This window comes from Streptomyces sp. CT34, from assembly GCF_000805335.1.
Classification (GTDB): Bacteria; Actinomycetota; Actinomycetes; order Streptomycetales; family Streptomycetaceae; genus Streptomyces.
Genome location: NZ_KN708638.1, coordinates 7,555,971 through 7,568,811, shown reverse-complemented (window position 1 = coordinate 7,568,811; position 12,841 = coordinate 7,555,971). Strand labels below are relative to the sequence as shown.

8 protein-coding genes are annotated in these 12,841 nt (G+C 70.0%); 4 read left to right on the top strand and 4 right to left on the bottom strand.

Going from position 1 to position 12,841, the window contains the following annotated elements; all coding sequences use genetic code 11:
• Window positions 1-32 precede the first annotated feature (32 nt).
• Together RZ84_RS32890 and RZ84_RS38525 are read right to left on the bottom strand one after the other, a co-directional pair.
• Window positions 33-1,550 (bottom strand): FUSC family protein, encoded by a 1,518-nt coding sequence (locus RZ84_RS32890; protein WP_043271570.1) that lies wholly within the window; start codon window positions 1,548-1,550, stop codon window positions 33-35.
• 226 nt (window positions 1,551-1,776) lie between these two features.
• Window positions 1,777-2,508, bottom strand: coding sequence for a TetR/AcrR family transcriptional regulator C-terminal domain-containing protein (locus RZ84_RS38525; RefSeq protein WP_241777972.1), 732 nt, complete (start codon window positions 2,506-2,508; stop codon window positions 1,777-1,779).
• 291 nt (window positions 2,509-2,799) lie between these two features.
• On the opposite strand from RZ84_RS38525, the gene RZ84_RS37510 reads away from it, so the two are divergent.
• Window positions 2,800-3,627, top strand: a complete 828-nt coding sequence (locus RZ84_RS37510) for a right-handed parallel beta-helix repeat-containing protein (RefSeq protein ID WP_052230335.1) — start codon at window positions 2,800-2,802, stop codon at window positions 3,625-3,627.
• 870 nt (window positions 3,628-4,497) lie between these two features.
• Window positions 4,498-8,283 carry a non-ribosomal peptide synthetase family protein gene (locus RZ84_RS32875; RefSeq protein WP_107068326.1) on the top strand — a complete coding sequence of 1,262 codons (3,786 nt, stop codon included), beginning with the start codon at window positions 4,498-4,500 and terminating at the stop codon, window positions 8,281-8,283.
• Between the two features lie 60 nt (window positions 8,284-8,343).
• Here RZ84_RS32875 and RZ84_RS32870 read toward each other — a convergent pair whose 3' ends face one another.
• Both RZ84_RS32870 and RZ84_RS32865 read right to left on the bottom strand, forming a co-directional pair.
• On the bottom strand, window positions 8,344-9,594 hold the full coding sequence (locus tag RZ84_RS32870) for an aspartate aminotransferase family protein (RefSeq protein WP_043268114.1): 1,251 nt from the start codon (window positions 9,592-9,594) through the stop codon (window positions 8,344-8,346).
• Complete coding sequence (locus RZ84_RS32865) at window positions 9,591-10,610, bottom strand: SDR family oxidoreductase (RefSeq protein WP_052230334.1); 1,020 nt, start codon at window positions 10,608-10,610, stop codon at window positions 9,591-9,593. Before RZ84_RS32865 ends, RZ84_RS32870 begins: the two co-directional genes overlap by 4 nt.
• Window positions 10,611-10,811: 201 nt before the next feature.
• On the opposite strand from RZ84_RS32865, the gene RZ84_RS42555 reads away from it, so the two are divergent.
• Both RZ84_RS42555 and RZ84_RS32855 read left to right on the top strand, forming a co-directional pair.
• Entirely contained in the window at window positions 10,812-11,687 is an 876-nt protein-coding gene (locus RZ84_RS42555) for an SRPBCC family protein (RefSeq protein WP_078894443.1), read from the top strand.
• Window positions 11,674-12,822 (top strand): GNAT family N-acetyltransferase, encoded by a 1,149-nt coding sequence (locus RZ84_RS32855; RefSeq protein WP_052230332.1) that lies wholly within the window; start codon window positions 11,674-11,676, stop codon window positions 12,820-12,822. The genes RZ84_RS42555 and RZ84_RS32855 overlap by 14 nt, the downstream gene beginning before the upstream one ends.
• Window positions 12,823-12,841: the final 19 nt, after the last annotated feature.

Here is a 12,841-nt window from a genome sequence, read left to right as displayed (position 1 = left end):
GGGTGGGCGGCCACCCGCCGGTCCCGCGCCCGTCAGGACGTCGCGAACGGCGCCCGCGGTGCGCTGCGGACGGGGTGTGCCAGCGCGGTGAGCGCCGACTCCAGGCTGTGCAGATGCGCCAGCGCCCGCTCGGCGCCAGGGTGGTGGGCCGGTGCGGCGGCCGGCCCGTAGGGCGCGGTCGCGGACTCCCCGCCGGGCGCGAACAGCGTGCCCACCACGGCCTCCACGCGCTGGCAGGCGGCGATCAGCCGGGCATCGTGCGAGGCCGCCGGATCGGCCGCCACCTCGGCCAGGCCCCGTACCTGCGCGGCGCACTCGTCCAGGTAGGCCACGACCTGCCAGGCGCGCGCCTTGCGGTGTCGCAGCGGGTTGAGCGGGTGCAGCAGCGGGCCGAGCGACAGCCGCACGCGCCCCAGGATCGCCTCCAGCTCGGCAACGAGCGGCGCCGGATCGGCATCGGCACGTCCGGCAAGCCGGGCGGCGGCCTCCGCGGTGCACGCGTGCACACACCGCACGGCCTGCTCGACCCGCTCGCCGGTGACGGAGTGCGTGGTCACCGGCAGGACGAGCAGCACCGCGAGCAGCGCGCCCAGGGCCCCGACCACCGTCTCGCCCACCCGCAGGGCGAGCAGCGCCGGATCGAGCACGCCGAGCAGCCCGTACAGCATGCTCGCCATCACGGTCACGGCCAGCATCATCCAGGTGTAGGAAACCGCGGCGGTGTAGAAGATCGCGAAGACGCTCAGGGCGACGATCGCGGCAGCCGCGACCGGCTCGTCGTGGAGCGGAACGGCGATGGCGAAGCCGAGCACGACCCCGAGCACCGTTCCCAGGAACCGCCGGAACCCGCGCACCAGCGTCTCGCCCCGCGAGGTGGTGTTCACGAACACCCACCATGTGGCGCCCACGGCCCAGTACCACCGCTGGTCGGAGAGCACCTGCCCGGCGCCCAGCGCGAAAGCGGCCCCCACGGTCGCCTGCACGGCCTGCCGCGTGGTGATCCGCGCGAGCCCCGTCCCCCCGGTCGGCGCGGCCACCGCGGCGGGCGCCGGCAGCCGCCGTTCGTAGCACCACACCCCGAAACGCACCACCGACGACGCCGCGAGCCCGAGCAGCACCGCGGTGGACGACTCGGGGAGCTGACCGGGAACGGTGTGCAGGAACTGCGCGGCAAAAAAGATCATGAAGGCGAACACGCCCAGCGAGTGCCCGCGCGGCCCCCACCGCCGGGCGTGGACCCCCGCCCCGACGACGGCGAGGAACGCCAGGTCACGCAGGAGGGGCAGATCGTGCAGCAGGGCGGCGAGGGCGAGCACCGGGAGGCCGACGACCGGCAGCAACAGGGTCGTCACGGCCTGGCCGCGCACCGTCGGATCGGTCACCGTGAACAGGGCGAGCAGCGCGGCCAGACCGCCGGTGATCGCGGCGACCAGCGAGTGTCCGGCCAGCCCGCACGCCGCCACGGCAAGCCCGACCCCCACCACGGCCCGGGCCGCGGACCGCAGCCGCATACGCCCCGGATCCGGCGCCACGAACGCCTTCTTCAGCAAGTTGCCCCGCCCCTTCCGCACACAGGTGCACCGCGACATGAGAAAGGCGCCGCGGAGATCCGCAGCGCCATCGACGCATACATCTCAGCACCTGGGCGGCCGATTGCTCAACAGTGACTGCCATGACTGGGCCATTGGCCCAGCGAAGGGCACCGCTCGGCCGCCATCGGGGGGCCAATGGTTCACTCGACGCATTCGCCGGCGGCCGGCCGTGAGCCGCGCCCATTCACGGCTTGGCGGATCCCCCGGGATCGGCGGATACCGATCGGCGCTGCCGGTAGGCCCGCTGCCGGCAGGCGCGGGAGCAGTAGTCCCGTGGACGCCCCCGGTGCGTCCCGTCGAACTCCGCGCCACAGACCGAACACCGCCCTGCGTGGTGCTGCGGGACAGTTACGTCACGCTTTTCGTCACGGCGGCGCCGGACGAGCAGTTCGACGCCGTCCAGAGTGCGGGCCAGACCGAAGTCGAAGGGATCCTCGGGCTCGTCGAAGCCACCGGCCTGCCACAGACGGCCGAGCGCCGGGTACGGGCACAGGTACTCGACCAGTTCCTCCCGGCCGCGCCACCACGGCGCGTTCGAGACGCCGGACTCCCGTTCCTCGCGCAGGACTTCGTGGACCTGCTGGGCGGCGGTCTTCACGAAGCCGCCGACCAGCGAGACCACCGCGACCACCTCGGAAGCCCGCAGCCCCGTCCCCTCGGCGATCCGCAGCGCGCGGTCGTAGTCGGCCATGATGTTCGGGCCGGGCAGCCGACGGCTGCCGGCGGTGTGCACGAACCACGGATGCCGCAGGTGCAGGGCCCAGTGCGCGCGGGCCCACGCAGCCAGGCCGCCGCGCCAGTCGGCGTCCTCGGGCTCGGGGTGGTCCGGTGCGGCCAGGTCGAGTTCCCCGACCACGGCGTCCCGCATCAGCTCGATCAGCTCCGCCTTGCCGGGCACGTGCCGGTAGAGCGACATCGTCGTCGCCCTCGACCGACGCAGCCCGGGGCGCCATGTCCTGCACTACCTGCCGCTGCCCGAAGAAGACCCGGCCGAAGCCGAGTTCATCGTCCCGGTCCTGGAGAAGCTCGTCGTCGGCCGGGGAACCGAGGGGAATCCGCAGCACGATGTGACGGTGCGCGGCCTGACCTTCTCCCACGCCGGCTGGACCGAACCGGACGGCCCCCACGGGTTCCTGCACTTCTGGCCGACAGCTACTACGGCGGCGGAGAGCTGCACAAGGTCGAACTCGCCGAAGGCGACGCCCATGTGACGGTCCCGGCAGAACCCCGGTTCCTGCCGGCCCACGTCGAGTTCACCGCCGCCGTGCGGGTCGCACTGCGCGACAACAGGTTCACCCGGCTCGGTGCCGGGGCGATCGGCCTCGCCGGCCCGGGCCGTGACAACGCGATCGTCGGCAACCGGATCGACGACGTCTCCGGAAGCGCCGTGACCGTCGCCTCCGGCACCGGTACCCGGATCGAGCGGAACCTGATCCACCACATCGGCCGCGAGTACCACGGCTCACCCGCCCTCTGGGTCATGGACGCACGCGAGGTGACGGTGGCTCACAACGAGATCCACGACGTGCCCTACAGCGGGATCGTCGTCACCGGTGGCAGCCGGGCCGCCCGGGTCCGGATCGTCGAGAACCTCATCCACCACACCATGACGGTGCTGGCCGACGGCGGCGGCATCTACCTCAACGGCCGGCAGGGGACCTCGTGCACCGACGGCACGCTGGTACGGGGCAATGTCGTCCGCGACACCGTCACCCGCTACAACTTCGGCCTCTACACCGACTACGGCGCCGCCTGGGTCACCGTGCAGGGCAACGTCGTGCACCGCAGCGACGCCCCGATCGTCCTGCGGGTGACGCCCCCGCTGGAGAACGTGGCCTTCCTCGACAACTTCTGGGACGACCGCCCGGCCGAGGCCGACACCCCGCCGAGCGGAGTCACCCTCACCGGGAACACGGTGCTGCCGAAGGACGGCTTCGAGGAGGCGCTGGCCGCCGACCCCGCGGGCGCCGCCGTACTGGCGTCCGCGGGCCGGGGCACTCCGCCCGTCGGGCCGCCGACCGGCCGGGCCGGATGACCCGCCCCGACGTGGCGCCTGCCCCGGCCGAGCTCGGGCCCCAACGCCGGGACAGGCGCCCGAGTGTGAGGCTTGGCCGCGTCGAGCGTATCGTTGGGTGAAGACATCAGTGCAGTTCCGTTGAGGGAACGGAAACCCGGCTGAGCGGCCGGGGACCTGATGAGGGCTGATTTCGCCTGAGCCGCATGTGCGGCCGGAGGGCTGGGAAGACAGCCGCCCGGGCGAGGTCGCTACGTCGGCGTCGGGGACCAGAGGTACGACCTCATGCCGAGGCGGGGTCGCCGGGCGATGTCCGTCTCACCCCCCACCCCCGTCGGTTCACCACCTGTGGGCCGGCGTGGCGATCAGCGTCGTCCGGCATCCCCGGCGCACTCGCAGCGAATCGGAGATGGTGTCGTGCGCACATGTGCACTGTCGGTCACGCCCCGGCGCGACCCGCGCGGAGATACGGTGCTGGATCCAGGGCAATGCCTGGATCCACGGCAATACGGGGCGGATCACGCAGCGCAGGGCGTGACGGCGGCGTGCTCGGGCGTCGGGGGTGGCGCACGTCGGCGCCGTCTGCTGTCCGTTGTCCGCGGCCGTCTGCCACCCGGCCGCCGGGCGTGACGGCCCTGGTCGATGTGGATCAGCCGGTGACGGTGTTGCTGCCGGCAGCGCCTGTCGGTGGAGCGGAGCGGTGTCAACGCCCCCGCAGCTGCTCGGCGTCACGCCTGTCGTCGTGGCCGCGGTACCGGCCCGGCCCGAGCGGCACAGGCCGCTCCGGGCGACGGCCGGGGCGACCGCCACGGCCCCGTCCCAACAGTTCTCGGCCAGCAGAGGAAGACTGTGAAGACCGAACCGCGTCGCGCACCGATCGACCACACCGGCATGGGTTGCCTGCCCGACCTGCTGAACCAGCAGGTCGCGGAGCGGCCCGACACCGTCGCGGTGGTCTGCGGCGACCGGTGTCTGACGTACCGCGAGCTCGTGGAGTCGGCGCACCGACTCGCGGCGTCTCTCGGTCCGCTCGGTGCGGATCCGGAGCAGAGCGTCGGGCTGTTCGTCGAACCGTCCCTGGAGCTGATGACCGGGGTGTGGGGCATCCTGTTCGCCGGAGCCGCATACCTGCCGCTGTCGCCGGAGTACCCGGAGGACCGGCTGCGCTACATGATCGACGACAGCCGGACGCGCGTCATCGTCACCCAACGCCATCTGGCCGCCCAGCTGGCCGGACTGGCCCCGGCGGGCACCCGGATCGTCGTCCCGGCCGACGTGCGGAACTGCCGCACCCCGCCCGCCTCCGTAACGGTGCGGCCGGACTCGCTGGCGTACGTCATCTACACCTCCGGCAGCACCGGCAGACCGAAGGGTGTGATGATCGAGCACCGCAGCATCGCTTCCCAGATGCGCTGGATGCACGGCCACGGGTACCTGGGCCAGGACGTCACCGTGCTGCAGAAGACCCCGATGAGTTTCGACGCGGCCCAGTGGGAGATCCTCGCCCCGGCCGTCGGCAGCCGGGTCGTCATGGGCGCACAGGGCATCCATCGGGACCCGCAGGGCTTGGTCGCCGCTGTCATCAAGCACCAGGTGACCACCCTGCAGTGCGTGCCCACGCTGCTGCAAGCACTGCTGGACACCGAGGAGTTGGGCCTGTGCACCTCGCTGCGGCAGGTGTTCTCCGGGGGTGAGGCGCTGTCGTGGCGGCTGGCCCGCGCGCTGGCCGACGAGCTTCCGTGGGTCTCGCTCGTCAACCTGTACGGGCCGACGGAGGCCACCATCAACGCCACCGCCTGGCCGGTGGACCCGGGCGCGGCCGGTGACGGCACGGGCAGTGTGTCGATCGGGGCGCCGGTCGGCGACACCCAGTGCTTCATCCTCGACGCCGGCCTGGCGCCGGTGGGCATCAAGGAGTTGGGCGAGCTGTACATCGGCGGCACCCAACTGGCCCGCGGATACCTGAACCAGCCCGAACAGACCCGGGAACGCTTCATCACCTCGCCGTTCGCCCCCACGGAACGCCTGTACCGCACCGGCGACCTGGCGTACTGGAACCCGGACGGCACCATCCAGTTCGCCGGCCGGGTCGACAACCAGGTCAAGCTGCACGGCTGCCGCGTCGAGCTCGACGAGGTCGCGCTGGCCATCGAGGAGCACATCTGGGTCAGGCGCGCGGCCGTGGTCCTCGCCGACAACCGGCGCACCGGCTCGGCGAACCTGGTCGCCTGCGTCGAGCTGAACCCCAAGGAAGCGGCGCTGATGGACCAGGGCAACCACGGTGCCCACCACCAGTCCAAGGCCAGCAGGCTTCAGGTCAAGGCGCAGTTGTCCAACCCGGGCGTGCGCCGCCGCGAACAGCTCGCCGGCCGGCCCGTGGTGGAGTTGCCCGGCAGACAGGAGACGTCCCGGCAGCGCAGGGAGGTCTTCGCCCGCAAGACCTACCGCTTCTACGACGGCGGCCCGGTCACCCGGGCCGGGCTGCTGGCCCTGCTCGCCGTACACCCGCCAGACGGCCCGCCCCGGGGACTGGACGAGCTGACGTTCGCGGAACTGGGCGAGTTGCTGCGCTGGTTCGGCGCGTACCACAGTGACCAGCGACTGCTGCCGAAGTACGCCTACGCCTCCCCGGGAGCCCTGTACGCCACACAGCTGTACCTGGAAACCGGCGGCGGAACGGCGGGACTTGAGGCCGGCACGTACTACTACCACCCCGTCGACCACGCCCTGGTCCGGATCGGCCCCGCCTCCCACCGGTCGCCGGGCCGACTGCGGGTGCACTTCCTCGGCTGCAAGCGGGCCATCGAACCGGTGTACCGGAACAACATCCGGGAAGTTCTGGAGATCGAAGCCGGGCACATGGCCGGACTCTTCGAGCAGGTGCTGCCGGAGTACGGGCTGACCATCCGGCCGCTGGCCCACGACGCATCCGCCAAGGACCTCCTGGACGTCGCCGACGAGGACTGCTACCTGGGGACGTTCGCCATCCGTCCGGCCGGCGGTGAACCGTGGCCGGACCCCACCGAGCTCTATGTGCAGTCCCATCCGGGAGGCGTTCCGGACCTGCCCGCGGGCCAGTACCGCTACACCGGTGGCGAGTTGACGCGCATCTCGGACGACCTCGTGCTGGCCAAGCATGTCATCGCCATCAACCAGCAGGTCTACCGGCGAGCGAGCTTCGGCATCACCGCCGTCAGCCGCGCCGACCAGCCGTGGCTGGACTACATGGTCCTGGGCCGGAAACTCCACCACCTGCAACGCAACGGCCTACAGCTCGGGTTGATGTCCTCGGGATACAGCTCGAAGACGGAACATCCCCTGCCCGCCGCCCGGCGCATCGACGACATACTGGCCTCCTGCGGCATCCCCACCGGCCCCTCGTACTTCGTCCTCGGCGGCAAGGTCAGCGACGCGCAGATCCGCAGCGAGGGCATGCGCGAGGACACCGTCCACATGAAGGGACCGGCCGAGATCATCAAGGACGAGCTGGTCCGTATCCTGCCCGACTACATGGTCCCCGACCGGGTCCTGGTGCTCGACAGGTTGCCGCTGACGGCGAACGGGAAGGTCGACGTCAAGGCGCTCACCGCCTGCGACCAGGTGCGGTCCGCGGACCGCAGCACCCCGTTCGTCGCTCCGGCCACCCGGCACGAGAAGTGGCTCGCCGAGGCGTGGGGCAAGGCCCTGGAGTACGACAACGTCTCGGTCGAGGACGACTTCTTCGCCTGCGGCGGCGACTCCCTCACCGCCGTCGAGCTCATCTTGACGATCAACCGGGAGTTCGGCACCCGGCTACCGCTCCAGGTCGTCTTCGAGCACCCGAAACTGGTCGACCTCGCCGCCCGCATCACCGACTCCACCACCCGCCCGTCCTCCCGGCTGGTACCGCTGCACGACACGGGCGCCGGACGGCCCGTCTTCTGCTGGCCGGGACTGGGCGGCTACCCGATGAACCTGCGTCTGCTCGCACGACAGGCGGCCATGGGCCGGCCGTTCCACGGAATCCAGGCACACGGCGTCAACCCCGGCGAGGAGCCCTACCCGACCCTCGCCGAGATGGCCACCGCCGACCTCGCCGAGATCCGGCGCGTGCAGCAGGAAGGCCCGTACACCCTGTGGGGCTACTCCTTCGGCGCCCGGGTCGCCTTCGAGGCCGCATGGCAGCTCGAACGGTCCGGCCGGTCGGTGGACAACCTGTTGCTGCTCTGCCCCGGCAACCCGAAGGTGCACCATGCCAACGCCGACCGCTACGGGCGTCAGGCGTCCTATGCCAACCCGGCGTATCTGACGATCCTGTTCTCCGTCTTCACCGGCTCGATCACCGGGCCCGACCTCGACCAGTGCTTAACGGCCGTCCGCGACGAGACCAGCTTCGTCCGCTTCATCCACGGCCTGCTCCCCGCGCTGGAGGAGGAGTTGATCCGCCGGATCACCCGGATCGTCGCGCGGACGTACGAGTTCCAGTACAACGGGCGCGAACTGGCCGAACGGCGACTCCGCGTACCGGTCACCGTCTTCAAGTCCACCGGTGACGACGACTCGTTCATCGACACCTGGTCCGGCTACTCCGTCGCACCCCCCACCGTGGTCACCCTCGACGCCGACCACTACAGCGCGCTGAAGGACGCCGGTGTCACCGAACTCGCCTCGGCCATCCGCGCCCGGCTCGGCGCGTGAAGCCCGTCGTGACATCCGGAGGCCGCCGCGTGACATCCGGAGGCCGTAGCACGGCCCGGTTCACGCGCCGGCCAGCGCCACCGCGGACCGTTCCAGGGAACGCAGCAGCCAGCTGATGTGGTCGGGTTCCAGGATCGCCGGCGGGGTCAGCCGGATCACCCTGCTGGCGTTGAGCGTGTACGAGGTCAGCACACGCTCCCGGAGCATATGGGTCAGGAACAGTCCGGCCTGCGCTTCGGAGGCGAACTCGATCCCGATGAGCAGTCCGCGGCCACGGACCCCCCGGATGGACCGCGGGCCGGCGGCGGCGAGCGCGCCGGATATCTCCGGCAGCAGCCGGCTGCCGAGTGCTCCGGCCCGCTCGATCAGGCGGTCCCGCCGCAGTACGTCGATCGTGGTGGCCGCGGCCACCGTCGCGAGGGGGTTGCCGCCGTAGGTCGAGGAGTGGAACAGCGGGTCCTGGTTGAGGACTTCGTAGACCTCGGCCGTGGCCAGTGTCGCGGCAACCGGCACGACCCCGCCGCTGAGCACCTTCCCGGTCGTCATAAGGTCCGGGCGCACACCGTCCTCGTCGCACCCCCACCAGGATCCGAGGCGGCCGAGCCCGGACTGTATCTCGTCCATGGCGAGCAGGGCGCCGAACTCCTCGCACAGCTCCCGCACCTGCCGGAGGTAGCCCCCCGGAGGGATGCGCACCCCGCCCTCGGCCTGGACCGGCTCCAGCAGCACGCAGGCCCGCGCCGGGTCGCTTCGCAGTGCGGCTCTCAGGGCTTCGACATCGCCGAACGGGACGAACTCCACGCCCGATAGCAGCGGTTCGAGACCGGTGCGGTACCGGTCGTTCCCTGTGGCGCTGAGCGCGCCCAACGTCTTTCCGTGGAAGCTTCCCTGGGCCGCTATCAGTCGGCGGCAGTCGTTCGCACGGGCGAGCTTCATCGTCAACTCTACTGCTTCGGCACCCGAGTTGACGAAGAAGGCGTACTGCATGCCGGCGGGTGCCACCGACGTCAGCGCCTGTGCCGCGGACGCCATCCTCGGCTCGACCAGTGCACGCGTGGACAGCGGATGTCTGCCCAACTGGCCCGCGACGGCGTCGACGACGTCCGGGTGGCGGTGCCCCAGGAGGAACACGCCGTATCCACCGCAGTCGAGATAGGGGGTGTCCTCCTCGTCGTACACCAGGACTCCCGCCGACCGCACCTCCATCGGCAGGCCGAGCAGTGAGGCGATGCGGGCGTAGCCGCGATTGGCGTGATCGCGGAGATGCTCCAGCGCGACCGTCCGCAGCCGGCCGGAATCCGCCGGGCTCACTGCACGGCTCCCGACGCGTCGCGCGCAGGGAAACCGCTCGCCTTCGCCCACCTGCGCGCGGAGGCGCGCAATGTCTCTATCTGGTCGGGTAGTTCCGCCACATCACTGGGGAACGGACTGCGTCCGGACACATAGGGGGTCAGCTGCTCGGCGAGGGCTTTGATCATCCTCTGGGTATCCTCCGGCAGAGCCCGGAGGAACACCGGCACGATGAGCCGTTCGTACAGATCCTCGCCGACGAAGCGCATGGTCGGAAGGGGCCGGCCCAGTTCCGCCGCGGTGGTGTGGATCTCGTTGATGATCTCGCCGATCTGCAGGGCGCGCGATCCGGCCGTCAGCCACAGTTTCGTCCGGTCGGACCGCTCTTCGAGGAGGTCGGCGATGTGCTTCGCCACGACGTCCTGGGGCACGAAGTCGACCAGTCGGGTGGGGTCCAGCGGGATGAGGGGGACCTGGCCGCACATCATCGCGCCGATCACCTTGTGAAACCCCTGATGCCGGGCGATATGGCCGGTACGGGAGTCGCCGACGATGATCGAGGGCCGGACGACGACCGCCGGCAGGCCGCTCGCAGTCACGAGTTCCTCGGCCTGCGCCTTGGTCCTGGCGTATGCCGGTGCCGGTGATCCGCCGTCGGCGCCCAGACCGGAGAACGCGGTACTGACGTACACCAGCCGCGCGTCGGATTCCCGGGCGAGTTCGACGATCCGCCGGGTACCCGCGACATTGGTTTCGACCAGAGCGGACTCGGCGCGGAAGCTGGTGTCGGCCGCGGCGTGCACGATCACATCGATCACCGCGCAGAGTTCCTTGAACTCGCCACGGGACAGTCCCAAGCCGGGCAATCTGATGTCTCCGTGCACGGTCTTCACGCTCGGCGCACTCAGCGCGGTCTCGTGGACGAGACAGGTGACATTGTGCGTGCCGAGGTGCGGCAGCAGGGCGCTGCCCACCACTCCGGTCGCCCCGGTGAGGAGCACATTCAGTGGTCGGCGCCCGACTTCGGTCTGCCACATGGGTGTTGTGTCCTTCCCTCGGGAATTCTCCAGGTGAGAACGGGGAGGCGGTGGACCCTTCTCTGTCGGACCCTTCTCTGTCGGGCCCTTCTGTGTCGCACCCGCCCCGGCCTTCGCACACTGCCGTTCCCACCGATTCGACCGGAACACGGAATTGATCGGACGTCGCACACCGTTACTTCGGGAACCGAGGAACATGCTATGGAGGTGTCGGACAGGTCACCACCGGAGCGACCGGAATCGACCGATCCGCGGAATGCGTTCAGCTGCCACACCCGTATTCGGGCGGGGGCGTTGCCCGCCTCCGGTTTCGCGGGCCGTCCACCGGATGGCGGAACGTCGCAGCTCCTGGCGGGCGTACGCCCTCGTACGAGTCCTAGCATGGCGGTACGGGAACACACGGCGGTGTCCCCCTCTGTCATGGGGTGCGCCGCCGCCCTATCCGACAGGACAGAGAACGTCACACCGACCGCAATCCCAGCGGGCACGCTGCGCCCGGTTCGTGTTGCTCTCCCGACTCGCGCCAGGCCGCCGAAGAGCATGCCTTCTCCTGTCCATGGCTCCTATTTTTTTGGGGGTGCAGTGCGCGAAGTCCGTGTCGCTCTTCACATTCCCGGTGCACAGCCGAAGAAGGTTTTCGACTCGCTGTCGGATTTCGCCAGCTTCCCGCGGCATTCCGAAGTGGTGCACTCCGTAACCCTGGAACACGGTTCGGACCACGACCGGATCTCCGCCTGGGAAGTCGCCTTCGCCGGCGGGATTCTCAAGTGGCGGGAACGGGACCGTCTGGACGAGGCACGTCTGAGAATCGACTTCGAACTCATCGACGGCGACCTGTTCGCCCTCGCCGGTGGCTGGTCGATCGTGCCGATCCCGGAAGGGAGCGCGGTCCGGTTCGGCGCCCGCTTCGATCTCGGGGTGCCCGGAATGGCGGACCTCCTGGAACCCGTCGCCGACCAGGCCATGACGGACACGGTGACCAAACTGCTGCACGGCGTCTTCGGCCGGAACGCGGAGGTCACCGAGTGCCGGGACCGGTCCGCCGTCCCCTTGGAGGGTGACGGTGGCCGGCACTGAACGAACGGCAACGGCCGCGCACACCCGCTGGCGGGTCGAGGTGGCCGACAGCGTCTCCGAGATACCGGCGGAGGTGTGGCGGAAACTCGCGCCGCCCGACGACCCGATCTACGAATACGCGCTGTTCCAGGCCATGGAACGGACCGGAATCGGTCCGGATGCCTATCGCTACCTCGTGCTCGGACAAGGGCAGCAGATAAAGGCCGTATTGCCGACCTGTGTGTTCCCCGCTCTGGCCCTCGAAGACATACTGGGACACCAGGGCCGGCGAGCACTGCGACCGCTGCACCGCCTCTTGGGACGGTCGCTGCGTATCAGGATGTTGGTGTGTGGCCACCTTCTGGGAGAAGGAAGAGTTCTGCGGGCGGACGGACTCCCTGGGGCCGCGCCGCACCTCCTGGTGGAGGCGGTACGGCAACTGTCCGCCACGGCGGGCGCCCGGTGGACCGTCTTCAAGGACTTCGCACAGGCGGACCTGGAGTGGCTGGATCCGGCCCTGGAAGGAGCCGGATACTTTCGGGCCCCGGGAATGCCCGATGCCTGGCTCGACCTGCATGCCAGAAGCTTCGACGAATACATCTCGTCCCTGTCCAGGAACGGCCGGAGCACCGCCCGGCGCAATCTGGCGAGATTCTCCGCTCACGACGACGTGGCCATCGAGGTACGCGAGCGATTCGATGATCTCGTACCGGCCATGATGCCGCTCTACGAAGCGGTACTCGACCGTGCGGAGAGCCGCCTGGACGTGTGGACACCGGAATTCATGGCGCTGCTCTCCACCGACCCGCGGATCTCGGCCAGGGCGGTCACCTGCTGGCGGCAGGACCGCCTGGTGGGGTTCCTGGTCTGCTTGTTCGGGGAGAAGACCGCGGTGGCGATGCGCATCGGCATCGATTACGACTGCTCGCGTGAACTGCGGCTCTACCAGGTCACGTACTACCAGGGCATCGCGGAGGCGATTCGCCTGGGAATGGGCAGGATCAACCTGACGCAGACCGCGTACGAGTCGAAACACAAGATGGGGTGCCGCCCCGTTCCGCTCGAACACGCCGTGACACACAGCAACCCGGTGTGCCGGGCGATTCTCCGGCGCCTCTTCCCGTTGGCGGTCAACCGGTCCGGAGACCGTTCATGAGCCGAGGAACCCCGTCAGT

Coding starts and splice junctions, on each gene's coding strand:
- RZ84_RS38525 (WP_241777972.1), bottom strand. CDS start 2,508: ATGTCGCTCTACCGGCACGTGCCCGGCAAGGCGGAGCTGATCGAGCTG.
- RZ84_RS32875 (WP_107068326.1), top strand. CDS start 4,498: ATGGGTTGCCTGCCCGACCTGCTGAACCAGCAGGTCGCGGAGCGGCCC.
- RZ84_RS42555 (WP_078894443.1), top strand. CDS start 10,812: ATGGAGGTGTCGGACAGGTCACCACCGGAGCGACCGGAATCGACCGAT.
- RZ84_RS32865 (WP_052230334.1), bottom strand. CDS start 10,610: ATGTGGCAGACCGAAGTCGGGCGCCGACCACTGAATGTGCTCCTCACC.